The organism is Vibrio floridensis (genome assembly GCF_021852965.1).
Taxonomy (GTDB): Bacteria; Pseudomonadota; Gammaproteobacteria; order Enterobacterales; family Vibrionaceae; genus Vibrio; species Vibrio floridensis.
In genome coordinates this window covers 148,440-174,253 of the sequence record NZ_JAKGCY010000006.1, presented here as the reverse complement: position 1 = coordinate 174,253, position 25,814 = coordinate 148,440, and the positions used below count along the sequence as shown (strand labels likewise).

Here is a 25,814-nt window from a genome sequence, read left to right as displayed (position 1 = left end):
GATCGACAATGGGGATTCAACCCTTACTCACAAAACCAAAATAAGTTGTGTGTTTCACTTATGCCTCATAAATAGGGGCGTCAAAAACCTTTTCAAGGGGCAACAAGAAAAAAAGTGATATTTTTTTATTGGATTCGAGTCATCAGATGGCGGAGTCAATATCCGCTCCGCACAATTGAAAGGATAATTTAAGACGAGAGAGGACGAGACTCTGCGCGTTGAAAATATAAACTCGCTAGCTTAACCATCACGCCAACGGCGCCGACACCTGCCATGGTCAGCACAATACTGGGCCCGACCGGATAATCTCCCCACAATGACATCAAAAAGCCGGCGCTCCCACCAACAATACCCAAGCTTATCGCTGCCCACCAATAGAGCGAAGTTCGGAAGAGCAAGGCAAACAAAGCGGGCAAAATGAGTGCCGCAAATTCAAGATACACCCCTAGGTTGATCACCAAAGGCGGAACCGCCAAAGCGAACAGCAGATAGAATTTTGCGCCCTCCAACCAATGACAACGCAGCCATTGCACCCAAATTAAACTGAGCGTCACCATCAAAACCAAACCAACATCAGTGATGCCTGTCCAAAGCAGACGCCCACCCAACAGTGAATCAATCAACTCTTTACCATGTGCTTGAACGCTCACCACATTGATGGAAACACTCGCAGCAATGACATACAGCATACCAATCATGGCTTCCAAATACGGCGTCGCTCGATGCTCTAAATAGCTGAGTAACCCAGCCACTGGTAAAGTCAATAAATACGAAGCCAGTACTTTACTCAGCAAACTGGCTTCAAACCCCGCATAGAGCTCTACGATGATCATCGCCAGTGCCGAGATTTGTGCCATGGCCAAATCAATAAAGACCACCCCACGGCGTAACACTTGCCTTCCTAAAATGATGTTACTCACCAAAGCCAGCAACCCAATGGCCGCTGGCATCATCAACCACATGTGCGCACTCATGGCACACTTCTCAACTGAAGCAGTTGCGCAATGCTGTCATCAATCAGCGCAATCAAATCACTGGCCTGCTCTCTTCCTCCAACACTTTGAGCCAACTGCACAATCGGCAACTGGCTTCGCTGGGCCAGCCAGTTGGCCGCATCCACAGGTTGATGGCTGGAGTAGACGATACCACTCACTTGGCTCAAATCGAGCTGATTCAACTTTTGCAGATGCGCCATCGTCGGTGGCAGTCCGGGCTTTGGTTCAAGATCCGCCACTTGTTCTATTCCCAACCAAGCATAAAGGTAGCGATAGGTCTGGTGGTAACCCACCACTTGCATACCTCGTAATGATCTTGCTTGCTCACGCCAAACGGATAAACGTTTTTGCCACGCATGACGAAACTTTACCCCCATCCCTTTATATAGGGACTGATTGTCTGGATCGATAAGCGTAAGCCTATCCGCTAACGCGCGAGACACCGCTGGCATATCGGCCAGTGCAAATTGGACGTGAGGATTACCGTGTGCGTGGACATCGCCCATAGAACGATCAAGCAGCTCATGTTTATCCAACATTTGCACATAGTCACTGACCCAAAACAACCCCGTTTGCCCGTTTTGTACTTTCGGGTTGCGGCTTTGTCTTTGCAGTTCAGGTAGCCAACCGATCTCCAGCTCAGCACCAGAGCAGACGACCAGATCTGCACGGCGCATTTGTGCAATCAGTGATGGCCTAGCTTGAACATAGTGCGGATCTTGCATCGCCGTGGTTGCAGAGTAAATCCGTGCATCAGGCGCGTGCTGGCGAACTAAATCGGCCCAATCCGGCTGGCAGACAAAGACATTCAGCCCAGCGATGCTCGGCATGCTCAAAAGTAACAGCGACAAACAAACACTAAAACGCATGAGCATGGTGCGCTCCAAATGACATCACGTATTGCAGGCTAAATAAGGTCTCATCACCATCAACGTTTTCTTCATAGGTCACCTGACCACGAATGCGACCAAAATGGGAAGCATGCCAATCCAGCGCGACATCCCACTCTTTCAGATCGCCACGAGAAAACTCGCCATGCAAGTGATCACCATGAGCATGCACATCTCCTTCCACAGTTCGCACTTCCCCATAACGTGTACTCATGGTCCAACTCGGACGGAATTGATAAGCAAGCTCCGCATACCAACCTTGTGCAGCTTGTTCCGCTCCAGGCACACTCGCCATTGACGGATCAAATCGATTGTCTAAATACCAAAATTCACTGCTGGCTCTCACATTGGTTTGACGATAGTTACCTTCCGGTGCCCATTTCCAAGTGAAATCCGTACCGTATAAATTACGCCCGGTTATCGCGGGCCCATGCGAATGGCCAGCGTGATCATGATGATGGTCATGCGCACTGTGATCCGATGACTCGGAATGAATAAACTGACGACCATTGGTATTGTAAAGTGCACTCACTCCCCAGCGCCAACTGTGCTCCACACCTAAATCTGCGCCAATTTGCACGTTCGCGGTATACACACCAACATTCACCGGATCGCTATACCCTGCATCCAAAGGTTTTCCACTTAATGCTTCGATGCTCGTCTGTAGATAAAAATCGGTCGGCGCTAGCCAACTCATTTGAACGCCATCATCAAAATAGTGACCCCCAAGAAATGCACGATAAACAGCAGGACGTTCGATAAACGCGTCTTCATGCATGTGTTTATTGTTTAGATAACCAATGTGAGAGAGCAATCTCCCTGCTTTCACTTTGGCCCCCAGCGGTAAACTGAGCGTTTCTATCCAGGCCTCTTCGAGTTCAAGCTCAGTTTCTCCCCCATGGCTCGCCAGTACCGTAACGAGCTGACCTTTGAAGTGATGATCAATGTTACTGCTTAGTACAAGCTCAGAATGACCAAGCGAAAATCCCTTGTCACGGCTTCCCCAATGGCGAGATTCATTTTGATAACTGCCATCCAGAACGACGCCAATATCAATATTTGCGTTTACCGCTGAACTACTGATGAGCATGGCACCACACAAAAACAACCTACTCTTCTTTACTGCTGGGACTCTCACGACATCCATCTCCGATTAATTAATGATAATACGTCTCAAAACTATTGAATGAAACAAATGTTATGTTATAACATTTCAAAAATCAATCAGACCTACCTCAATTAATCTCGTAGGTTTATTCCATCGCTCAAATGAAAGGACATCTTTAAATGCAACCCCTGTTGACCACCAAAGGCAAATACACCGCACTCTCTCTGGCTGTCATACTGACACTCAGTGGCTGTAGTGAAGGCGAGAACAAAGCAGACCATCACAATCATCAAGATTCAGAACATTCGCCATCCGCCATGAGCCGTTTGGTCGTCACAGAGCAAGGCAGCACGAACCTCTACGTTCTTGAAGGCAAAAATTGGGCACCCTTGGAACAGTTTAATTTACAAAATACGCCATCAGGCCTGAAAACCAGCCCAGATGGGCGTTACGCGTTGGCCTTGCAACGCAATCAAAACCTCGTGGAAATTCTCGATTCTGGTATTGAAGCAGAAGCGCATGGCGATCATTTCCATTTACACGTAGAGCGTCCGCAATTACTCACGACCCAGTATCAGGGCATCAAACCAACGCATTACGACCTTAGTGACGACGCTGCGGCGCTCTTTTTTGATGGCGACAGCAACAGCGGAGAAAACGCAGAGTTCCGAGTACTGAATGATGCCAGCATCGCTAATGGCACAGCCCTAGCTCATTACACCTTTAGTTATGCCGTGCACGGCACCGCGCAACTGCTTGGGGAACATGCTTTTACCGGCATTGTCGACAATGCGGCCAATCCCGCTTTGCCAAACAAAGTCGTGGCTCTTGAGCGGCACGGTGACCATTTTCACGAATTAAGCACCTCACCCGATGCGTGCCCAGCGCTTCACGGCAGTGCGCAATCCAAAACACAAGTGGCTTTTGCGTGTAGTGATGGCGTGATCGTTGTTGAGACACCAAGTACCACCCCGCAATTCACCAAACTCACCAATCCGGCAGGTTTAGACACAGGATCTCGATTTGGCACTGTGGTGGGTTTTGATGCTGCGGATAAACTGTTGTTTCTCACTCGTCAGGCTCAAGCCTTTTATCTCGCCCAAGGGGAGCTGAAAGAGGTCAATTGGAAATCTTCTCCGGAGGAAGGCGCACTAGCTCATTATGCCGCTAACGATGCCTTGATTGTGGTGAGCTCCAACGGCACATTGAAAGTGTTTAATGCCGCGGCGAATTTCATTCAAAGCCACAATATAACTTTATGGGAAACGCCACCAGCATTAGCGGAAGGACAAAAAATTCAGTTAACGGAAGACAAACGTACAGGTCATCTTATTGTGAGCGATCCTGCCAATAACCAACTGCTAGAAATCGACCTTGTCAAAGAAGAGGTCCGTCAACATCCGCTTGGTTTTGTTCCTCACTTACTCACTTGGGTAGGGACCGTAGAACAAGAACACCAGCATTGACGCTTGATGTACTCAATGAGCAAAAGAGGGGGCATCATTTCAAAGTACAAAAAAGCGAAGCCGCTAGGCTTCGCTTTTGTTTCGCAGAAAAAGTGTGCTTACGCATTCGCTGTGGTTGAAGGCGCTGTTTGCGCTTCGCCCGCTTCCACACCAATTTCCCCTTCAGATTTCGCAACGATGGTATTCACCGCGGTATCGCCTACTACGTTAGACGAAGTACAGAACATATCATTGATACGGTCTACCGCGGCAATAATAGCAAGGCCTTCAGGTGGCAAACCAAGTTGATGAAGCAATACACCCACCATCACTACGCCGCCGCCAGGTACACCACCGGCACCAATCGAAAGTAGAAGAATCGTCAAACCCAGTGTAAAGATGTCTGCCGTGTTAATTGGCTGGCCAAATGCGTTTGCCACAAACATGGTCGCCAACGCAATGTAAATAGACACGCCTGACATGTTCATGGTCGCGCCCAGTGGCACACCAAAACCAGCCACAGACTTAGATACATTAAGCTTCTCAGTCAGGGTTCTCATGGTCACGGGGATGGTTGCATTCGAGCTCGCGGTCGATAACGAGAACAAGATCTGCTCACGAGTTGCACGCAAAAATGCCTTGGGTGTGATCCCAGTAGTAATGCCCACCACCATTGGGTAGAAGAAGAAGATCCAAAACACCAGCATGGCCACAACTAACGCGACATAGCCCGCAACCGACATCAGCGTGTTGGCATCCAAAGTCGCTCCAAGTTGAATCATCAGAGCAAACACACCGTAAGGCGCAAGGCTCATCACAAGGCCAACCAGTTTCATCATGATCTCATTGGCCATTTTGAAAGTACGGATAGCAGGACCACCACGAGAATCCAGCGCTTGGATTGCCAAACCGGTCAAAATCGCCATAAAGATGATTTGCAGCATGTCACCATTGGCGAAAGCTTGCACTGGGTTGCTTGGCACAATGTTCACTACCAACGAAAAGATATCCGGTGTTTCCGTTGTGGTTAGTTTTACCGTTTCTGAAATGGTACCCGCAAGATGTGCATCCGCCCCTGGTTGGAAGATAAGACCAACCGTCAGCGCTGCCGCAATCGCAATAATGGTATTGATAATGTAAAGCGCAAAAGTTTTACCACCAAGGCGACCAAACGCAGTAATGTCTTTTAGGTCAACAATGCCACACACAATCGAAACATAAACAAGTGGCACAACCAGCAGCTTGATTAGCGATACAAACATACCACCAGCGCCCTCTGCGGCACCCAGCAAATAAGTATCAAAGATAGCAACGCCACTAAAGAGATACTGAATAGCAGTACCGATAAGTAGACCAGCAAACAAGCCTACAAAAATCTTACTTGAAAGTGATTTATCCATCCTTCACTCCAGAATGTTGTGTTTGTAATTTATGGTTTTGTAGTTAAAACCGCCTATATTTCAGACGGAGTTCGCACATAATACACACCTGAGTTACAAAATGAAGCTTTTGTTTACAATAATGATACAAATTTCCAATCAGAAATTAATTTTCAGTTAAAGGAAAAGCAAAGAATAATCGACTAAATCAAAGGGTTGGTTTGCTAGGTGCGGGGGCTTAGGAGACATAAAAAGAGCGGCAAAAGCCGCTCTGTGTGTTTGAATCGGTCTATCAGTTCGCTTATTTCGCAACCATAACCATCGCAGGACGAATCACTCGACCATTCAATTCGTAGCCTTTTTGCATCACGAACATCACGGTGTTTGACTCGTGATCTGGGCTTTCCTGAATCGACATCGCCTGATGCCATTCTGGGTTAAATGGCTGACCTTCAGGATTGATTTCTTTCAAACCAAACTTACTGACCACATCAACGAACGTTTTATGAGTCAATTCAACGCCTTCAAGCAGCGGTTTTACCGCTTCGCTTTCAGCGTCAGCCGCTTGAATCGCACGCTCTAGATTATCAATCACTGGCAGCAGTTCTTCAGCAAAGCGATTCAACGCATATTTACGCGCTTTATCAATTTCTTGCTCAGTACGGCGACGCATGTTTTCCACTTCTGCTTTCGCACGTAGCACTGAATCTTGCTGCTCTTTCACACGCGCTTCGCTGGCCAATAAAGCGGCTTCCAGTTCAGCGATTTTCGCCGCTGATTCATCGGCCTCTTCGTTCCATTCGATATCAGCATCAGTGCCAACAGCTTCTACTTCTACTTCCGCAGCGTCTTGCTGTGTAAGCACTTCTTCGTTGATCTTGTTCTCTTCGTTGCTCATGATATCTCCAGAATTCAACTATTTGTCCTTAAAGCCCTTCACGTTTTATGGGCTTTATCTTCACAAAAATTCGCAAAGTTAGATAACTTGCCATTATTATGGGGATGATGAATCCCGATTCAAGCCTCTTTAGTGCGGAAAAGCTATGAAAAAACCATTTAACGTGATCGCTATTATCGGTAAGCCAAGAGATCAACAAGCAATTCAGACGCATCGCGACCTATATCATTGGTTGAGTTCACTCGGCTATCAGGTATTTATTGACGATCGACTTTCCGCCATTCTCAATGATGTTCCCGAAGAACACTTTTCTGGTTTGGTCGAGTTAGGTGAAAAAGCCGATTTGGCCATTGTGGTTGGTGGTGATGGCAATATGCTCGGTGCAGCCCGTATTCTCTCTCGCTTTAACACCCGTGTTATCGGGGTAAACAGAGGCAATCTTGGATTCTTGACCGACTTAAACCCTGAAGATTTCCAGCACTCTCTGAAAGCAGTTTTGGACGGAGCCTACATCGAGGAAGAACGATTTTTGCTTGAAGCAGAAATCCACCGGCATGGGCAAGTAAAAAGCCACAACGCCGCACTCAATGAAGCCGTGCTCCATCCGGGGCAAGTCGCGCATATGATTGAGTTTGAGGTTTACATCGATGAGAGCTTTGCGTTTTCCCTACGTGCAGACGGTTTAATTATCTCTACACCAACAGGTTCAACCGCTTACTCGCTCTCAGGCGGAGGCCCCATTTTATCACCGAGCCTGAACGCCATTTCTTTGGTGCCAATGTTCCCTCATACACTTTCAAGTCGACCATTAGTCGTGGATGGCAATCGCAGGATTAAACTACTGGTATCGCCAGACAACCGAGGAACGCAAGAAGTCAGCTGTGATGGCCAAGTCTCTCTTCCCGTATCTCCCGGCGATGAGATTCACATCTACCAGAGCCCAAATCGACTTCGTCTGATCCATCCAAAAGACTACAGCTACTATCACGTATTACGTAACAAGCTTGGTTGGTCGAGCAAGTTGTTCTAAATCTCCTTCCTTAAAAGGGTTAAGGCGTACCTTAACCCTCTGTACGATCATCAAAAAACACTCTTCCGACAAAGGAAATTCAACTTATCACCTTAGCCATCACCTTAGCTTTACCTTTACGTTTTCTTCTTTGGCAACAGCACTCTATTGATGAATAAAACCGCCTTCACATTTTTTCTCTTGGAGATCTTTACTGTATAAAGAAACAGTATATACTGCATTTATATACAGTATTGTTCAGCTATACAGGTAAACCAAAATGCTGGCTCATTTAAGTGTTAATAATTTTGCTATTGTTAAGTCTTTACAACTCGAGCTGTCAAAAGGCATGACAACCATTACCGGTGAAACCGGAGCAGGTAAATCCATTGCCATTGACGCACTGGGGCTATGCCTTGGTGGACGCGCAGAAGCCAGCATGGTGAGGCAAGGCGAGGACAAAACCGAAGTCAGTGCCGCCTTTCTACTCGACAACAATCTTCACGCCACACGCTGGCTAGAAGACAACGAACTTTTAGACGGCAGTGAATGTATTTTACGCCGCATTATTACCAGTGAAGGGCGCTCTAGAGCCTTCATCAACGGCAGTCCGGTTCCCCTTTCTCAGCTAAAAGCATTAGGACAACTGCTGATCAACATTCACGGCCAGCACGCCCATCATCAATTGATGAAGAGCGAACATCAAATGGCCATGGTGGATCAATACGCTGGCCACCTCAACTTGCTGAAAAACACACGTGTCGCTTACCAAAATTGGCGCCAAGCAGATAATCATCTAAAACAGTTGCAAGAGAACAGCCTTCAAAACCAAGCTCAAAAACAGTTATTGGAATACCAAATAAAAGAACTCAATGAACTTGCGATTGGTGAAGAAGAATTTACTGAGCTCGAACAAGAACATAAGTTGCTATCCAATAGCGGAGAGCTCGCCAGTACTTGCCAGCATGCAATAGAACTGATCTACGAAGGCGAAGAAGTCAACGCACTCGGTATTTTACAAAGCGCCAGCAATGCTTTGATTGAATTGGCGGAGCTAGACCCGAAACTCAGTGCACTTCCTGATATGGTCGCCGAAGCGATCATTCAGCTTGAAGAAGCCAACAGTGAGCTCAGAAATTACCTCGATCGTATCGATGTCGATCCAGCTCGTATGGCCTATGTAGAGCAGCGTTTTTCCAAGGTAATGTCCGTGGCTCGTAAACACCACGTTCAACCTGAAGAGCTTTATCAACATCATCAAGATCTGCTGCAACAAATAGAAGCGTTAGATTGCTCCGATGAAAAAATGGATGAGTTAGCCGCCAATGTGCAGGTTAAATACCAAGACTATCTTGAACAAGCGGAGAAACTGCATAAATCCCGCTGTCGCTATGCCAAAGAACTCAACAAGCTGATTACCCAAAGTATGCATGAACTGAGCATGGAAAAGGCGGTCTTTAACATTGAAGTCAACAATGAAGGCACACATCCCTCGCCATTAGGCTTAGACACCGTGTGCTTCTTGGTTTCAACCAACCCAGGTCAACCACTGCAACCTATTGCTAAAGTCGCTTCTGGTGGTGAGTTGTCGCGCATTTCTCTTGCCATTCAAGTCATCACGGCGCAAAAAGTCGACACACCTAGCCTCATTTTTGATGAAGTAGACGTGGGTATCAGTGGGCCAACAGCGGCGGTCGTTGGAAAAATGCTGCGTAAACTGGGAGAATCAACTCAGGTGCTATGTGTGACTCACTTACCGCAAGTTGCAGGGTGTGGTCATCAGCAAATGTTCGTGGCTAAGAACACCAAAAATGGCACCACAGAAACACAAATGCGCTTGTTAGACCAAAATCAGCGCGTGTCGGAGTTAGCACGCCTACTTGGTGGAAGCCAAATTACTGAATCCACACTCGCCAATGCAAAAGAGTTGCTGATCGCAGCGTAGTTTAAGCCTTCTTCAACAATCAGCCAGGTTCCTTGAGCCTGGCTTTTTTCTTCATAAATGCAACTCATCTCAAAATTCGTTGTCTGATTCCTCAATACTCTCCACAGAGCTTTTTACATCTGAGCCGAGCTTGTTTATTATCGGTCGCAGTATTTTTGAGGTTACTAAGAATTTAGCTATGCAATTAAAGAAGTGGTTGGTTGCCTTACCATTGGCAATGACAATGCTGACAGGCTGCTCGGTGTTAGAAAAACTGGTCTATCGTATTGATATCAACCAAGGTAACTACGTTGAACAACAAGCAGTTGATAAATTGAAATTTGGCATGACCAAAGCCCAGGTCCGTTTTGTCATGGGTTCACCGATGCTGATCGAAAATGGCTATCCAAATACTTGGTACTATATCTACCATCACACCGAAGGTCATAAGGCATCAATTCAGAAAAACCTCATTGTTAACTTTAATGATGACGGTACCTTAGTTGAGGTTGCGGGAGATTTTCCAGCCAGCGATAGCTTCTTTGAAGGTATTCGCTAACCTCCCAGCTTTTACGCGGACATCAAAAGGCTCAGCCCAAATAACAACAAACCCCGATGAATTCGGGGTTTGTTTTATCCAGTATTGAAGCTGAAGTTAGTCCGCTTTGCGCAGTGGGCTTGGCTTGCCTCCTGTGACAGGATCCGCCGCACCACTCTCTTTTGCTTGCTCTGCACGTTTACGACGAATCTCTTTTGGATCGGCCAGTAAAGGACGATAAATTTCAATACGATCTTTATCGCGCACCGTTGCATCTAATTTCACCAAGCGACTAAACACGCCAACCTTATTTTTGCCAAGGTCAATCTCAGGGTAGATCTCTAACACGCCAGATTGACGAATGATCTCTTCCACTGTCGCTTGTTGGTTCACCACTACGGTTAATACACGTTGCTCCTGAGGTAAAGCATAAACCACCTCAACGTGGATCATCTCAGATTCAATACTCATAAATACACCTGCTTCGCACGCTGAGTAAATGCATTGACCATATTATTGGTCAGCTCATTAAAGATTTTGCCAAAGGCGAGCTCAATCATCTTGCTTGAAAACTCAAACTCCAGCTTTAACTCAACTTTGCACGCTTGCTCATCTAGGGCAGTAAAAAACCACCCTCCTTTGAGGGTTTTAAACGGGCCATCGACCAACGTCATCATGATTGCTTCACCTGGAACAAGATGATTGGCAGTGGTGAACGTTTTGCTGATACCAGCCTTTGCCACATCTACCGATGCGACCATATTGGAATCCGACGCCTCGATCACTCGGCTCCCAGAACAACCTGGCAAAAATTCAGGGTACTTTGCCACATCATTCACTAGGGCATACATCTGTTCTGCACTAAACGATACCAGTGCAGACCGGGTGACTTGCTTCATAGACTCTCCTCTCAATGGCTTTCATTTCAAAGCGCTGAACAATTTTACTTTTATTCTGAGCCAGCGCAAATAAAAGCATTTCCTATAAAAGTTGCACACCGTATAATGAGCTCACTATGGCAAAGAAAAATTCAAAACCAAAAGCGGGTAGTAACACTATCGCGCTGAACAAAAAAGCTCGCCACGAATATTTCATAGAAGATGAGATTGAAGCAGGCATGGAGCTACAAGGGTGGGAAGTGAAAGCTCTTCGCCAAGGCAAAGCCAATATTGCTGAAAGTTACGTATTTATGCGTGACGGAGAAGCCTTTGTTAGTGGCATGACTATCACTCCTTTGAATCAAGCATCAACGCACGTTGTAGCTAACCCTACCCGTGTGCGTAAACTGCTGATGAGCCGCCGTGAACTTGATAATTTGCTTGGGCGTATCAACCGCGAAGGCATGACGTTAGCAGCACTTTCACTCTATTGGGCTCGCTCATGGGTGAAGATTAAAATTGGTGTGGCAAAAGGTAAGAAGCTACACGACAAACGTGACGACATTAAAGATCGCGATTGGCAGCGCCAAAAAGCTCGCGTGATGAAAAGCTCGCTGCGTTAAACTTAACCACTTAGACGCATACTACTGGACAGGCTAGGCTTTTCTGGTAGTATGCCCAAATTACCTTGGGGCTGATTTAGGATTCGACGGGAATTTTGCAGTCTGAGGTGCATGCCGAGGTGCGGTAGGCCTCGTTAACAAACCGCAAAAAAATAGTCGCAAACGACGAAAACTACGCACTAGCAGCTTAATAAACTGCTCAGAGCCCTCTCGCCCTAGCTTCCGCTTGTAAGACGGGGAATCACGAGGGGTCAAACCAAATCAAGCTGGCGTGGATTCCCCCACCTGAGGGATGAAGCGTGAGATATAATTCAGGTTAGCTATTCATTCGCGTGTCGGTTCGCAGGTGGTGGTGAAATTAAAGATCGACTAAGCATGTAGTACCAATGATGAATGGTTTTCGGACGGGGGTTCAACTCCCCCCAGCTCCACCAAACGTTTGGAAAGGGCGATAACTCTTTGAGTTATCGCCCTTTTTGTATTCTGTCCCTCAATAACTGGATATGTGTACTAAAACAAGGTACTAAACGATGCACTATCTGAGCCTTTCAACATCTGGTAACTGGTACTTTCACGACCAAAATATCGTCACCTCTTTGTTCACCATACTGAAGTCAAACAGTCGCTACGTACCTAATCAAACATACCCTACGTAAGAGAAAGGAGACCGGCCTTGGAATCATTGGCGATTTCAAGACCTACGTCAAAAATTAATAAATAGTTCCATCCATTCTGTTCATCAACAATTTGGGCTTACAGATTACGAGTAATTATTTACTCACAAAGAGTCTCGCCACATACTTATGAGTAAATCGTTACTCATAAGTTGAAAGATAGGAACTTTAAGAGTAAAGTTTTACTCATTGATAAGTAGAGGTGTTGTTGATGGAAGAACTAACCGTACAAGCTTTTATCAGAAGTGAATGGATAGATATTGGTATCATCTCATTCCCTAAAAGTAGCCAACATAATTTCCGAGTGACTGAACTCAACTACCTCAGCGACTATGCGCTAGAACATCACGATAAAGATGACTTTCACGCTGTTTCACTAAACCACCCTGTCTCATTCTTTTTTGATGACATGGGTAAACCTGGATGGTTAAAGTTTCTAGACGATATTATGCCTAGTGGCGCTAGTAGACGATACTGGGTCAAACACCTAGATATTGAAGACCTTAGTTCTGATGAACAAGACTATGTTTTGCTCAAGTTTGGCACAATGTCGCCTATTGGTAACTTAAGAATAAAAGACTCTCTTCCTGAGCGCTACGAAGTAGCAGACAACCTCTACTTCTCTGTTGATGATGTTAAAAATCGAGCAGGTGATTTCCTCGACTATGCACAGCAAAGAGGGGCAGCCGCAGGTGGTGCAACAGGGGCTGGAGGTGAGGCGCCAAAGCTGATCCTCCGATGTGGTTTCGATCATGGATCTGGCAGCGAAAAAATATGGATTGATCCATACCAAGATGACAATAGTAACCACGACTTGCATTACTTAGTAAAGTACCCTAGAGGATCAAGAAGCACCATCGACTGTAATATTCTAAGAGCTGAGTTCTACTTCTACCACGAGCTAACTGAAATGGGAGTTGAAACGATCTCCACCGACGGTATGCGCTTGGAGGAAGGATTAAACTACCCTTCCTTGTGGCTTCCTCGATTTGATGTTCAAATTAATGAGCAACAAATAGAGAGATTCGGCATGGAATCTGTGTATTCCATTTTGAACAAAGGCGCTGGGGTCACTCTTGATCACGAAACAACAATCCGAACTCTCATAGAAAAAATTACTGAAAGCAATATGGTTAAACACCAAGGGTATAGGTTTGATACCCAAGCTTTCGTCATTGAATGGGTGAAGAGAGATCTACTCAACATCTTGTTTGGTAATAGTGATAACCATGGCAGAAACACTTCATTCTTAAAAGGTGATGGAGTCATAAAGCTTGCTCCCGTTTACGACTTCGCACCAATGAAAGCTGATCCTGAAGGCATTCCAAGAACAACAAAATGGAAAGCCCCACTAGAGGTTGGCGGAACTTACGACTTCGTAGGAATAGCGGACACCTTATCTGATCTCGTGCCAAAAGAAGTGTTATTACAAGAGCTAGAGGTTACTGCAAGTAAATGCATTGATTTAAAGCAGAGACTAGCATTACGAGGAGTACCAGAACAAATCTTAGAGATGCCAGCCGTTGGACTTAATCATATATCAGAAAAGCTCACTAAATGGGGGCTACTATGAATAAGCCAAGCAATAAAGAATCCGTACAAGATACAGTTGCTCGTCTAAGAGCAAACCGAAATCAACATCAGCCCAAGACTGGGACGGATGCAACTCATTCGACCAAAGAACGATCGCAACTTAATACTCCGACTAGATCGAAAACCTCAAAAAACGCCAAAGCAGTAAGTGCAACAGAACGCAAAACAGAGGCAAACAAAATCATCAAACACTTATTGCTTGGAGAGCTAACACAAGGCCAAGCGTTGAAAAGTTTACGCATTGATATACTGGGATTCAAACAGGATGTGTTCGCAAGACTTGTCGATGTCTCAAGAAAAACACTCTCAGATATAGAGAATGATCGGGGCAGCTACAATACAGAGATTCTCAACAAGGTATTCAAACCATTTGGCTTAAAAGTCGGAATGCTACCGTCTTCTCCCGATGTGTTAAAATCGCTACTAATAGATGGTGAGGCTGGGTAAAATACTCAGTATCAGCGCTATTGCTTTAGATTAAATTGCTATAACAAGCTAGCATTTTTAAATGATTTAGTAATACATGGACGCGGGTTCAGTTCCTTTTGAAGCAGGAAATTGATGTAACATTTGATGCAACACCAAATTGGTAACATCGTTATAAGTTACTGAATTTATGAAAAGTGAGAAACCATTTCAACTCCCCCCAGCCCACCAAATCATAGTTTAAAGACGTCTCAGGACGTCTTTTTTCTTATCTGAAATACATTAAAATCAATCACTTAGCATTCATAGCCATTCCATAGCAGCTTTGACTTTTAGGAACCGATGTAGGAACCTTAGTTTTGTGTTCCTAATTTATGGTTCCTAAACAGGCTTTGTTGTACTGTTTCCAGTTAGTTGTTTTGTAACGAGGTTTAGGCATGACGCTACGATGATTAATAGATGTGGCCGATCAGATCGTAGCTTCTTGATTTAGTTCCATCGATTTAAGCAACAAAGCCGTGCCAAACTGATGGCTCACCCCGTAACCTGTATATCAATCGAATCTCATCTACAGCACCACAACTGCTTACAATAAACTGCGGTGAACATAACTCTGAGACTTGAGTCATTCTGCCACATTCGTATACTTTGCTCTCTGGACGTAGGAACTCTTCAATATGAAATCAAACAAAAGTTTACTCAGCAACGTACTGCTCAATATCGTTATCCCCGTTGTTATTCTCAGTAAGATGAGCGGCGAAGATAGCCTAGGACCAACTTGGGCTCTCATCATAGCGCTAGCTTTTCCGCTTCTGTTTGGAATTCATAGCTTCACTCAAGAACGTAAAGTGAACTTTTATTCCGCCTTAGGCTTAATTAGCGTATTGCTGACTGGCGGTATAGGGTTATTGCAGTTAGATCCCGCTTACGTCGCTATTAAAGAAGCCGCAATTCCTGGGCTCATTTTTGTCGTGATCATTATTAGCAATCTTATTGGTTATCCTTTGGTGCGTAAGATGCTGTTAAATGAAGATATTGTCGATTTAGAAAAGTTGCAGAGCGCGCTCACTACCGATGAGAAGAAACATCAGTTTGAACAAAAAGTAAACACAAGTTCTTACTTAGTTGCCTTATCATTTCTTATCTCATCGGTATTGAATTACGTACTGGCGAAATGGATTGTCACGAGTCCTGCAGGAACTGCGGCTTTCAATGAAGAGATAGGGAAAATGACCGCATTGAGCTTTCCCGTCATCTCGATTCCTGTCACGATCATCATGATGGGGGCGCTGTTCTATCTATTTAGAAGCTTATCTCAGATAACTGGTTATAAAATTGAAGAGTTTATGCGTCACTGAGTTTTAGTAACAGCATTCCCTTTCCGAGCGAACGAATCTAAGCACCTCTTTATGCGGTGCTTTTTGTTGGCATAAGCATCCAGAGACTCATGTCAGTTAAATGTCTTTTCACTACGATACTCGCATCTTCACAACAGTTGAGTATAATGTCGCCTCCGTTTTTCTCCGCAGTCAGAAATGGCTTGCTTTTCGGAGAACGCAGATAATCGGCCTTATCAGCCAACCCTGAGGAAGTAACATTGAACACGCTTTATCTTTCTGCCCTAGAGCAAAAAGACATCGATCAAGCCAAAGAGATTCTCGCCAGCGGTGAGCTCGTGGCGATCCCAACTGAAACGGTTTACGGCTTAGCCGCAGATGCCACCAATCCAGACGCTGTAAAAAAGATCTTTGCTGCGAAAGGAAGACCTGCCGATCACCCTTTGATTGTGCATATTGGCCGTGTGGAGCAATTGACCGATTGGGCGATCGACATTCCTCAAGAAGCGTATACTTTGGCGCAAGCCTACTGGCCAGGCCCAGTTACCTTGCTGTTGAAAAAATCGCCTCATGTTACTCCCGTGGTTACTGGTGGCTTAGAGACCATCGGCATTCGAATGCCTGCGCATGACGTATTTGCAACCCTATTGCAATCTTCCGGTATGGCGGTTGCAGCGCCTTCAGCGAACCCTTACAAAAAACTGAGCCCCACTTCAGCCAAACACGTCATGAATTCACTCGGTGGCAAAATTTCGGCCGTATTAGATGGAGGCGACTGCGCTCACGGGCTTGAGTCGACGATTGTCGATCTAACCGAAAAACCTTTCCGTATTTTACGTACCGGCCCAGTGACCGCCGCCCAACTCTCTGCCACGTTGGGCGAGGAAGTGAGTTCTCCGGTTAGCCATAATGTTGCGGTACCCGGTAATGTCACCAGCCACTACCAACCCAATACCCGCGTTCGTTTGGTTCAAGCTAGCGATTTGGCACTGATTGGGGATAAGAAGATCGCCTACCTTCACTACACACCGTTCACTGCGCAAGAGAATGTCGAAGCCAGACAGATGCCTTCTTCCGTCGCCGAATACTCGCATGACTTATATCGCACACTCGATGAAGCGGACAAATGGGGCTGTGAGGAAATTTGGGTAGAAAGACCACCGGTGACCGAAAGCTGGTTTGCCGTTCATGACCGGCTCAATCGAGCACAATCAAAACTTTGATTTAAAAGAGAATAACCAGAAAACCCAGCTGCTATCGCTGGGTTTTCTTTATGTATTTTTCCCACTTTTTCCGTCGCTGGTTCTGCTTTTTGAGCATTAGGATCATCATGTTCCAAATGCTTTAGGTACATGATGATCTAAATGCTTCTTAAGCTGTACACATCACCATTGCTGAGTCACCGCTCGACAACTGAACGGTTTTGTAAAATCCACGCAAGAACCCATCAGCACACTTGATTCGCGCCATAGACAGGCGTATTAACATCTCTTTATCGCATACCCCTTCTGGACAGTGACCGTGCAACATCTCAACCAACTGCTGATTTCTATGCAACCTTTGTTGGAACAATATGGCTACCTAGCGTTGATCGTCAGCATAGTGCTTGAGGGCGTTGGCGTACCGATGCCAGGGCAATCGCTAATGATCGCGGCATCCATCCTCTCTTCTGATGGTGTGATGAATTTTTATTGGGTGATGCTCGTCTCTTGGTTGAGCTGTTTTATCGGCAACAGCTGTGGTTACTTGTTGGGTTACCACTTTGAGTCTTGGTTGGATAAAAAAGGCTACATTTCAGGTGCTAAGTTTCACAAGCTGCAACAGGCCATTCAAAAATATGGCCCAGCTTGCCTAGTCATCAGCCGCTTTGTCGAAGGGATGAAACAATTTATGCCACTGGCGTGTGGGATTGCCAAAATGCCCCTCAAAGAATTTCTCTTAGGCAACCTTCTCGCCACCAGCATTTGGGTTGCGGTATTTGGCTTACTGACTCACTTTGCCTTCGAACATTTGCATCAAATCGCCACCGTCTATGATCAGCATCGTTGCCTTATTTGGTCTTTTGGCGCACTTATCTTTGCAGCTATGCTCTACGCAGTGATGAAACATAAGTGGCAACGTAAAATGTAGCAGTTAGGGTTATCGCGTCATTTTCTTTACAAACACCACCACAAACAAAGCCATTGTAAAGCTGCCAAGAAAGGCCTCTAGTGCCGCAACAAAACGCGCCACTCCAACCGGTGAGATATCTCCGTAACCAAGCGTGGTAAAGGTGACGACACTAAAATAGACCGCGTTGAGAAACTCGAGTAGATAGAATTTCCAGCCTGTAACGTCGGCATAAATGGGGTTGGCTGAAGTGGTGTCTAAGAAAAAGTAGGCACCAGCGCTGGTGAAAATCAAAAAGAGTGAAAAAAGCACCACTCTCAATGGGTCTTCACCATAACCACAAAAGAGATCGACGACCTTAGACAAAATACGCTGCAAGCTAAACTTTGCCATTTGATAGCGTCGAAAACGCATTTCTTTTTTAAAAAACAGTCCAGCGGTTTCAAACAACCCTTGTTTTTCACACTGCTTGCGCACCCCTCGGCAGACTTCTTCAGCCTCTTGCCATAATGAACGCGCTTTTTTTCTGTCGCCTTTTTTCATCGCAGCTCGCGCTTCTTGCTCTTGTTTGAGATCCTCCCCCCACTCAATATTTTCGAGACGGGCACGCGCCAAATCCGCTCCGAGTAAATTGCACCCTTCAAGTTTTGCGCAGTGCAAATTGGCACACACCAATTTGCTCTTCATCAGTGAAGAACCGCGTAAATCTAAGCCAAAAAAATGCGCATCAGTCAGGTCCGCGCGATAGAAATCGGCACCTCGACACTGAAACCCAACCTTGCTACCACGGTTAACCAAGTTGAGATCAACCAAGTTTGTTTTTGCCAACTGAAATCCGTCTAAAGGTTTACCTTCTGCTGCCCATTGCTCAACCTGCGACTTTACGTCGTCATTACTTTTATCGACTTTGGGATCGTGCCAGTAACAGAGACCAGACTCCCCACACGGTTGATCGCAGCACCAGCCATCAGGATTTTGATAGCTGCATCGGCCTTTTTCTGACTTCATTTGCTGCCCCTCTGTCATACCGATTTGGATTTATTTGTTATGACCACGGTATAAAACTAAGTGTAGGAGCTAGTTATTGAGTTGCCACTCAATTTGAAATTTGTTGCTTAAGCCAAGTGGTAAACGCTGCGGTACTGTCGTTTTTGCTGTTGTGGATCAAATAGTAACCAGCCTCTGCTCGGATGGGCTGAAAAGGAGAGACTAAGCGGCCGGTTTGTAACTCATCATCAATCAGCGCCATGCGTGCCATGGCAATCCCCACGCCTGCCTCAGCAGCCGACATCGCCATATCGGTCCGGTTAAAGAAGTGTCCTCTTTCGGTTGGCAAATCGAGTCGTCTCTGCGCGACCCAACTAAGCCATTCATAATCCCTTGGCGCGTTTTCCCACGGCATAGCGTCGTGCAAAAGCACCACTTGACTCCACTCATCTAGCGCATACACGGCATTGTGCAACCACGGGTGTGTTTGCAAGTATCTGGGATTCATCACAGGCAGCAAATATTCATCCAATAGCAACTCGGTATTGGCTTGACGAAATGGGTGTGGGCGGTAATCAATCGCGAGGTCAAAATCTCGCGTATCACTGTTCACCAAAGCCCCTTCGGCAAAAATTTGGATTTGAATATCGGGATACTGCTGGTGAAAGCTTTCCAACTTGGGTACTAGCCATTTGAAGGCAAAAGAAGGGGTCAGTTTAAGACGCACTTCCTGTGGGCGACTCTGCTCCTGCTTTAAACGTTGGATTTCCGCTGCCATTTCTCCAAAGTGCAACGCGGCACATTGATGAAGTTGACGACCTTTCTCCGTAAAGCGAATACCGCGAGAGTGCCGTTCAAACAAACTAAAACCAAGTTGCTGTTCTAGCTGTAATAGCTGCTGGCTCACCGCACCAGTGGTTAAACAAAGTTGCCTTGCTGCCTCGGTTAAACTGGGGTACTTACCTACTTCCACAAAAGTATGCAGTGCCGATACATAAGTGCTTTTGATCATTTTTGCCCACTTGCGTTTAGTTTTTCTATAAGCAGCAATTAATTTATATCGATTGTTACCAAGTTGTAAACCTAAGAAACTCACGCTGTTTCTAATCAGGAGAAAATCGATGAAAGCAGTGGTATTGGGCAGTGGTGTGGTTGGCTTGATGAGCGCGTGGTATCTACAAAAATCGGGCTATCAGGTGACCGTTGTCGACCGCCAAGCGCGCAGCGCGGAAGAAACCAGTTTTGCCAATGCAGGACAGATCTCTTACGGCTACTCTTCGCCTTGGGCTGCACCGGGCATTCCCCAAAAAGCGCTTCGCTGGCTGATGGAAGAGCACGCACCACTGAAAATCAAACCCTCTCTTGATCCTCAACTGCTGAAATGGGCGACACAAATGTTGGCCAATTGCCAACTCAGTCGTTATCAAGTGAACAAAGCAAGGATGTTGGCAATTGCCAATCACAGCCGTGAATGCCTTAGCCAACTTCGCCTAGAGCACGATATTGAATACCAAGGCCGCCAACAAGGTACGTTACAGGTTTTTCGTACTCAAAAGCAATTGATCGCCATTGAAAAAGACATCGCACTGCTTGAGCAAAGCGGTACGCGCTATCAACGTATGAGTGTCGATGAGTGCATTAAGCAAGAGCCGGGGTTGGCAGCCGTGAGCCATAAGCTGACGGGCGGTCTTTACCTGCCTGACGATGAAACGGGCGATTGCTATTTGTTTTGCCAACAGATGACGGAACTGGCACAACAGCAAGGCGTGACTTTTTTGTTCAATACGAACGTGAAGAAAGTCAATACTCAAGGTAACCAAGTAGTGAGTGTGTCTACTGATGCTGGCGAATTGCAAGCGGATGTATACGTGGTGGCCATGGGCAGTTATTCCACCGCAATACTGGCACAACTAGGGATCACGATACCTGTTTATCCGGTCAAAGGTTATTCACTGACCGTTCCGATCACCGATGAAAGCCAAGCTCCGGTTTCTACGGTCATGGATGAAACCTATAAAGTGGCGCTGACACGATTTGATGACCGTATCCGCGTGGCAGGCACGGCAGAGCTCGCGGGGTTCGATCCTGCAATTCCTGAGAAACGCAAAGCAACCATTTCTATGGTCGTGAACGATCTTTTCCCTCATAGCGGTGATTTTGCTAAGGCGGAATTCTGGACAGGTTTTCGCCCTATGACACCAGACGGCACACCACTCATCGGCAAAACCCCGCTCAAGAATCTTTACACCAATACCGGACATGGCACCTTAGGTTGGACCATGGCGTGTGGCTCAGGTCACTTGCTAAGCCAAATCATCACCGGCGAGCAAACGGAGAGTCAGGCAGGGTTGGATCTCTTCCGCTACGCCAGCTAACCCAACCCGCAATAAAGTGGCCAGATAAGCCATTAGAGGATTTATCTAAAATTTCCCAACATCGCAGAACCCATCTTATACAAAAGATGAATGGTTCTGCGATGCATTATTCTGCAATAAAAGTAAATAGCCACCGATATCCCGCATCTTGTTCTATACAGCGTTTTTCCCACTTTCCATTTAACAATTTATTAGCATTTTGTGTTCACAGTCACGAAGGTGATATGTTTTGGATATTTTAATTAACAATTGCATTACAAAAAGATTAATATACCGAACAGAAAACAAACAACACAAACATCTAACAGGGAAAAATACTCATGCAGTCTTTAGTTGATTTTCTGAATGGAATTATCTGGAGCCCGGTGCTGATTTATCTGTGCTTGGGCGCTGGTCTGTTCTACTCCATCGTGACTCGCTTCGTTCAAGTGCGTCACTTCTTCGAAATGTGGCGCCTACTCCTTTCTGGCAAAAGCTCTTCAAAAGGGATCTCCTCTTTCCAAGCATTAGCCGTTTCACTTTCTGGTCGCGTCGGTACAGGTAACATCGCAGGTGTCGCAGCAGCGATCGGTTTTGGTGGTCCGGGTGCGGTATTCTGGATGTGGGTCGTAGCCTTCTTTGGTGCTGCAACCGCCTATGCAGAATCCACACTGGCGCAAATCTACAAAGAAGAAGACAACGGTGAATTCCGTGGTGGCCCAGCTTATTACATTGAAAAGGCCATGGGTCAGAAGTGGTACGCATGGATCTTTGCTATCTCTACTATCTTTGCGTGTGGCTTCCTACTACCAGGCGTGCAGTCGAACAGCATTGGTAATGCGGTTGAAGCGGCATTTGGTCCTGGAGAGATGATTGAGACCGCCATCGGCACCTTCAGTTTTGCGAAAATTTTCACTGGTACAGTCATCTCTGTCATCCTAGCGTTCATCATTTTTGGTGGCGTAAAACGTATCGCAAACTTCACCCAAGTGGTGGTGCCATTCATGGCTCTTGCTTATGTGATCACGGCGTTCGTGATCATCCTGCTCAACATTGGTGAAGTACCACGTATCATCGCAATGATCGTAGGTGATGCCTTCACTCCGATGGCAGGGATTGGTGCAGCTATAGGCTGGGGTGTTAAGCGCGGTGTTTACTCCAACGAAGCAGGTCAGGGTACTGGTCCTCACGCAGCGGCGGCAGCCAGTGTTGAGCACCCTGCTCAGCAAGGTTTGGTGCAGTCGTTCTCAATCTACATCGATACACTGCTCGTCTGTTCAGCGACCGCCTTCATGATTCTGATCACTGGTGCGTATAACGTTCATGGGGCAGAAGGTTTCCTCGTACAGAACATATCGGCTGAAATCGCAGCCAATGGCCCTGTGTTTACACAAATGGCGATTGAAAGTGCATTGCCAGGCGTAGGTAAACCATTCATTGCGGTTGCACTGTTCTTCTTCGCCTTTACCACCATTCTTGCTTACTACTACATTGCAGAAACGAACATCGCTTACATTCGCCGCAGCGTGAAAGTGGAAGGCCTAATGTTCCTGCTCAAAGTGGCACTGATCGCGGTCGTGTTCTATGGCACAGTGAAAACGGCAAACTTGGCATGGGCTATGGGTGACGTTGGCGTTGGCTTAATGGCATGGCTCAATATCGTCGGCATCTTGATCATTTTCTTCATGTCAAAACCGGCAATCAAAGCGCTGCAAGATTATGAAGAGCAGCAGAAACAAGGCGTGACAGAATATACCTTCAACCCTGTAAAACTGGGTATCTCAGGTGCAACTTACTGGGAAGAGAAATACAAACGTAAAACTGGTCAAGATCCACAAACGGAAGAAAAACAAACCACCGTCGTGGAGCAGCCTTCACTCTAACTTCTCAGGAAGTAAACACAACATCGTACAATAAGAAAAAGGCAGTGTTGCCCTCACGGGCAAATAAGAAAAGGGGTTAGCCATTGGCTAACCCCTTTCATTTCTGTTCCCAAAACGATGTGGCTTATGCAGCAAGCTCTTGCGCGTTCACTGCTGGTGCTTTCTTTTCACCAATAGGCAAAATAGTGCGGCCATATTCGTTGTTTAGCACTTGGGCCATAGCGAAGTAGATTGCGCTCGCACCACAGAAGATGCCTTCAAAGCCCGCGATCGTGCCGATAAGTTCGCTGCCCGTAAAATCACGTGCTGCTAGCAGTGCAAACAGAATGGTCAATGAACCAAATACCACTTGTTTTGCTATTGGGTAGCAAAGCGAGCCAATGAACATGAAACCAGTGAAAATACCCCACAGAGCAAGGTACCAACCCATGAAATTCGCAGGGCTTGCTGGTAGGCCCATGTATGGCATCACGATCAACGCAACCAGCGTCAACCAGAATAGGCCGTAAGACGTAAACGCTGTGGTACCAAAGGTATCACCACGCTTAAAGCACATGATGCCTACGATCACTTGGCTTAGACCACCGTAAAAGATGCCCATTGCCAAGATCATAGAGTCAATCGGGAAGAAACCTGCATTGTGAATGTTGAGCAGGATAGTAGTCATACCGAAACCCATTAGACCAAGTGGCGCTGGGTTAGCCAGTTTAGTAGACATAAACGCGTACCTTTTCAAAAATGTTTATAAAAATTACGCGCGGATTTTAATGAAGCGTTGGATAAAAGATAGCTAGCTAAAGTGCAAACTAAGATTTCATATTAAACTGGCTGAATAAACAAACTCTGGCATAGCCAGAGTTTGCTTGAGGTTGGAAAGGTTACTGACAAGAAATCTCATCCCAGAACCAGTTTGATTGCGTTGGCGTCTCCCAAACTCCTGGGCCATTTTTAGCGATAAAGCACTTACCGTTGTAAGTCACTTTTTCACCATTAGCAACCTGCGTTACACCCGGTTCCCACTGAATAAAGGTACCTGGGACAGGGGTTGGATCGGGCGTCGGTTCAGGAGTTGGATCCGGTGTTGGCTCTGGGTCCGGAGTCGGTTCTGGGGTTGGCACAGGATCCGGTGTTGGCTCTGTTGGTGTTCCCGCCACCAATTCCCAAGGCCCACCTAGGCTTGGATCGTTGCCTTGTGTCCACCACTTCGCCTTGTATGTCGCACCTTTGTAGATAACTTGGTCGCCAGCAACGTAAACTTTACTTGCGCTCCATTCATTGCCACCCGGTTGGGTTCCTGGGTCAACAGGGTCTAGTTTGTCAACCACACGCACTTCTGGCCAACTTGCGTGCGAGCCATAGAAGTTAGTCACACATTTTTCGTAGTCACCTGGTACTAACGCCGAATAGGCCGTTTGGAAGCCCACCAATTCACACTCAAAGGAATAGCCTCCTGGACGATCGGCGTAATATTTCCAGTTGCCGTCCCAGTTGGTGTAGAGCACGTCGGTTGCACCATTGAGGTTCAAACTGCCATAAGGGGTTTGCTGCCAACAGGTGTTCTTTTCATCCGCTTCCACAGGGATTTGATAGTGCGATGCTAACCCTTCCCAGTAACGAATACGGTTAACTGGCTGGCCTTTGTCTTTATTCTGCTCACCACACTCAATGCCACCATTGATGACGTTAATCGTGGTACCAAAGCCGTAGCCAATGCCCGCGTCCACTTCACGTTGGGATGGTACCCAAGTACGGTCGATCACATGCAGCATGGCTGGTTTCGGCGCTTGAGGCGTTAAGAAAAACCAAATGGCTGAAGCGAGGTTTAACCAAGAGTCCGCCACCAAAGCTGGGTTCTTAAGCAGCACAGTAGCATCACCATCGTACATCACTTCCGAAAACGCACCGTAGTTGAAGTGGTAAGAAAGCTGTTTTGCCCCACGGCCAAAATAGCCCTGCCCCGCTTCACACGGCCAACGTTTGTTTTGCCAATCGTTCTGACCACAACCCGTGGTGTAACCTGCTTGACCTTCCGACCACCCCATTTCACGCACATGAACCAACGCTTGTTGCCACTCTTCCAGGCCTAGTGGGTTGTCAGAGACGTTATCAATTGCAATGTGGCCACCGGTTTCTTGCGAGAAATGAGCAAAGGCCGTCACGATGGATTTTTTACAGATCGCATCCGAATCCCGCCCATCAGTGTATTCACCACAGAAAGCGGGGAACTTACCTATCGCCTTTAAAAAACGCGTATAAGTGTATTCGGGCGCAGCCATATGAGTGAGAAAATCCCATTCACTTTGTGGGAAAACACGTTCAGTACGCTTTACGTTATCAGGGTTACTCGCCGCACCGGGAGCAATGGCTTCGACGATGGTATTCGAGCGTGTTTCTAACGCCTTCGACCAAATTGCGTACATGGGATCTGCCGTTTGCGCCTGCTCAGCGGTTTGCAGATCCGCGCGTGAAACAACATATCCATTTGGGTTTTGAGGGTCTGGTTGGATATTCATTGCCGCTTGCGCTCCAGCGGCCAACGTACATCCGATCAGAACCGACAGATGGGAAATCTTCATTTATCCTTTTCCTTTTTCTCTACACAAATTGTTACCTTTTTGGCAGAGTAGTCCTTAATTGATAGGAAAGTCAGAGAGATTTCCAATTGCGAAACAAAACTGCGAGTCATTTCCGTCACATGCAAACAGCATAACATTCCAAGACAAAATGAATGTTCACCTTGTTCCAAAACCAACACCCCCAGTAA

Annotated in this window: 23 protein-coding genes and 1 other RNA gene; 13 read left to right on the top strand and 11 right to left on the bottom strand. The window is 46.4% G+C overall.

Features of this window, described 5'->3' with window-relative positions; genetic code table 11:
• Nucleotides 1-188: 188 nt before the first annotated feature.
• Genes LZU85_RS11840 through LZU85_RS11830 form a run of 3 tightly spaced genes read right to left on the bottom strand, consistent with a single transcriptional unit; the run spans nucleotide 189 to nucleotide 3,032 of the window.
• On the bottom strand, nucleotides 189-974 hold the full coding sequence (locus tag LZU85_RS11840; protein ID WP_045620314.1) for a metal ABC transporter permease: 786 nt from the start codon (nucleotides 972-974) through the stop codon (nucleotides 189-191).
• Entirely contained in the window at nucleotides 971-1,870 is a 900-nt protein-coding gene (locus tag LZU85_RS11835; RefSeq protein WP_176298013.1) for a metal ABC transporter solute-binding protein, Zn/Mn family, read from the bottom strand. Before LZU85_RS11835 ends, LZU85_RS11840 begins: the two co-directional genes overlap by 4 nt.
• On the bottom strand, nucleotides 1,854-3,032 hold the full coding sequence (locus LZU85_RS11830; RefSeq protein WP_176298014.1) for a TonB-dependent receptor: 1,179 nt from the start codon (nucleotides 3,030-3,032) through the stop codon (nucleotides 1,854-1,856). The genes LZU85_RS11835 and LZU85_RS11830 overlap by 17 nt, the downstream gene beginning before the upstream one ends.
• 140 nt (nucleotides 3,033-3,172) lie before the next feature.
• Between LZU85_RS11830 and LZU85_RS11825 the strand changes: the two genes are divergently transcribed.
• Nucleotides 3,173-4,459 (top strand): DEAD/DEAH box helicase family protein, encoded by a 1,287-nt coding sequence (locus tag LZU85_RS11825; protein WP_176298015.1) that lies wholly within the window; start codon nucleotides 3,173-3,175, stop codon nucleotides 4,457-4,459.
• Nucleotides 4,460-4,557: 98 nt separating this feature from the next.
• On the opposite strand, the gene LZU85_RS11820 is transcribed toward LZU85_RS11825, so the two are convergent.
• Nucleotides 4,558-5,838: a dicarboxylate/amino acid:cation symporter gene (locus LZU85_RS11820; RefSeq protein WP_176298016.1), complete on the bottom strand. Its 1,281-nt coding sequence runs from the start codon at nucleotides 5,836-5,838 to the stop codon at nucleotides 4,558-4,560.
• A gap of 280 nt (nucleotides 5,839-6,118) precedes the next feature.
• Nucleotides 6,119-6,715: a nucleotide exchange factor GrpE gene (grpE, locus tag LZU85_RS11815; RefSeq protein ID WP_176298017.1), complete on the bottom strand. Its 597-nt coding sequence runs from the start codon at nucleotides 6,713-6,715 to the stop codon at nucleotides 6,119-6,121.
• 145 nt (nucleotides 6,716-6,860) lie between these two features.
• Here grpE and nadK point away from each other — a divergent pair, with 145 nt between their 5' ends.
• The 3 genes from nadK to bamE all read left to right on the top strand — a co-directional run bounded on the left by nadK (nucleotide 6,861) and on the right by bamE (nucleotide 10,207).
• On the top strand, nucleotides 6,861-7,745 hold the full coding sequence (gene nadK / locus LZU85_RS11810; protein WP_176298018.1) for an NAD(+) kinase: 885 nt from the start codon (nucleotides 6,861-6,863) through the stop codon (nucleotides 7,743-7,745).
• A 259-nt stretch (nucleotides 7,746-8,004) separates the two neighbouring features.
• A complete protein-coding gene (gene recN / locus LZU85_RS11805) occupies nucleotides 8,005-9,669 on the top strand; it encodes a DNA repair protein RecN (protein ID WP_061058294.1) in 1,665 nt (554 codons plus the stop codon).
• A 178-nt stretch (nucleotides 9,670-9,847) separates the two neighbouring features.
• Nucleotides 9,848-10,207, top strand: coding sequence for an outer membrane protein assembly factor BamE (gene bamE, locus LZU85_RS11800; protein ID WP_237287154.1), 360 nt, complete (start codon nucleotides 9,848-9,850; stop codon nucleotides 10,205-10,207).
• Nucleotides 10,208-10,303: 96 nt separating this feature from the next.
• Here bamE and LZU85_RS11795 read toward each other — a convergent pair whose 3' ends face one another.
• Together LZU85_RS11795 and LZU85_RS11790 are read right to left on the bottom strand one after the other, a co-directional pair.
• Complete coding sequence (locus LZU85_RS11795) at nucleotides 10,304-10,657, bottom strand: RnfH family protein (protein WP_237287153.1); 354 nt, start codon at nucleotides 10,655-10,657, stop codon at nucleotides 10,304-10,306.
• The gene (locus LZU85_RS11790; RefSeq protein ID WP_026050324.1) at nucleotides 10,654-11,085 is read right to left on the bottom strand and encodes an SRPBCC family protein; all 432 of its coding nucleotides are present in this window, start codon (nucleotides 11,083-11,085) and stop codon (nucleotides 10,654-10,656) included. The genes LZU85_RS11795 and LZU85_RS11790 overlap by 4 nt, the downstream gene beginning before the upstream one ends.
• A 116-nt stretch (nucleotides 11,086-11,201) precedes the next feature.
• Here LZU85_RS11790 and smpB point away from each other — a divergent pair, with 116 nt between their 5' ends.
• The 7 genes from smpB (at nucleotide 11,202) to LZU85_RS11755 (ending at nucleotide 17,847) form a co-directional block, all read left to right on the top strand.
• Nucleotides 11,202-11,687 (top strand): SsrA-binding protein SmpB, encoded by a 486-nt coding sequence (gene smpB, locus LZU85_RS11785; RefSeq protein ID WP_017420008.1) that lies wholly within the window; start codon nucleotides 11,202-11,204, stop codon nucleotides 11,685-11,687.
• 67 nt (nucleotides 11,688-11,754) lie between these two features.
• Nucleotides 11,755-12,121: a transfer-messenger RNA gene (ssrA, locus tag LZU85_RS11780) on the top strand.
• 451 nt (nucleotides 12,122-12,572) lie between these two features.
• Nucleotides 12,573-13,934 carry a type II toxin-antitoxin system HipA family toxin gene (locus tag LZU85_RS11775; RefSeq protein WP_237287152.1) on the top strand — a complete coding sequence of 454 codons (1,362 nt, stop codon included), beginning with the start codon at nucleotides 12,573-12,575 and terminating at the stop codon, nucleotides 13,932-13,934.
• Nucleotides 13,919-14,401, top strand: a complete 483-nt coding sequence (locus LZU85_RS11770) for a helix-turn-helix transcriptional regulator (RefSeq protein ID WP_237287151.1) — start codon at nucleotides 13,919-13,921, stop codon at nucleotides 14,399-14,401. The genes LZU85_RS11775 and LZU85_RS11770 overlap by 16 nt, the downstream gene beginning before the upstream one ends.
• A 656-nt stretch (nucleotides 14,402-15,057) precedes the next feature.
• Nucleotides 15,058-15,738 (top strand): VC0807 family protein, encoded by a 681-nt coding sequence (locus tag LZU85_RS11765; protein ID WP_176298022.1) that lies wholly within the window; start codon nucleotides 15,058-15,060, stop codon nucleotides 15,736-15,738.
• Between the two features lie 239 nt (nucleotides 15,739-15,977).
• On the top strand, nucleotides 15,978-16,940 hold the full coding sequence (locus LZU85_RS11760) for an L-threonylcarbamoyladenylate synthase (RefSeq protein ID WP_237287150.1): 963 nt from the start codon (nucleotides 15,978-15,980) through the stop codon (nucleotides 16,938-16,940).
• Nucleotides 16,941-17,238: 298 nt separating this feature from the next.
• The gene (locus tag LZU85_RS11755; protein WP_237287149.1) at nucleotides 17,239-17,847 is read left to right on the top strand and encodes a DedA family protein; all 609 of its coding nucleotides are present in this window, start codon (nucleotides 17,239-17,241) and stop codon (nucleotides 17,845-17,847) included.
• Nucleotides 17,848-17,856: 9 nt separating this feature from the next.
• Here the strand turns inward: LZU85_RS11755 and LZU85_RS11750 are convergent, their stop codons facing one another.
• A complete protein-coding gene (locus LZU85_RS11750; protein ID WP_237287148.1) occupies nucleotides 17,857-18,834 on the bottom strand; it encodes an ion channel in 978 nt (325 codons plus the stop codon).
• 88 nt (nucleotides 18,835-18,922) lie between these two features.
• Nucleotides 18,923-19,909, bottom strand: a complete 987-nt coding sequence (locus LZU85_RS11745; RefSeq protein WP_237287147.1) for a LysR substrate-binding domain-containing protein — start codon at nucleotides 19,907-19,909, stop codon at nucleotides 18,923-18,925.
• A gap of 25 nt (nucleotides 19,910-19,934) precedes the next feature.
• Between LZU85_RS11745 and LZU85_RS11740 the strand changes: the two genes are divergently transcribed.
• Nucleotides 19,935-21,188, top strand: a complete 1,254-nt coding sequence (locus LZU85_RS11740) for a D-amino acid dehydrogenase (protein ID WP_237287146.1) — start codon at nucleotides 19,935-19,937, stop codon at nucleotides 21,186-21,188.
• A 320-nt stretch (nucleotides 21,189-21,508) separates the two neighbouring features.
• Nucleotides 21,509-23,050, top strand: a complete 1,542-nt coding sequence (locus LZU85_RS11735) for an alanine/glycine:cation symporter family protein (protein ID WP_237287145.1) — start codon at nucleotides 21,509-21,511, stop codon at nucleotides 23,048-23,050.
• Nucleotides 23,051-23,174: 124 nt separating this feature from the next.
• Here the strand turns inward: LZU85_RS11735 and LZU85_RS11730 are convergent, their stop codons facing one another.
• Together LZU85_RS11730 and LZU85_RS11725 are read right to left on the bottom strand one after the other, a co-directional pair.
• A complete protein-coding gene (locus LZU85_RS11730; protein ID WP_237287144.1) occupies nucleotides 23,175-23,768 on the bottom strand; it encodes an acetate uptake transporter in 594 nt (197 codons plus the stop codon).
• Nucleotides 23,769-23,928: 160 nt separating this feature from the next.
• Nucleotides 23,929-25,626, bottom strand: coding sequence for a chitinase (locus tag LZU85_RS11725; RefSeq protein ID WP_237287143.1), 1,698 nt, complete (start codon nucleotides 25,624-25,626; stop codon nucleotides 23,929-23,931).
• Between the last annotated feature and the right edge of the window lie 188 nt (nucleotides 25,627-25,814).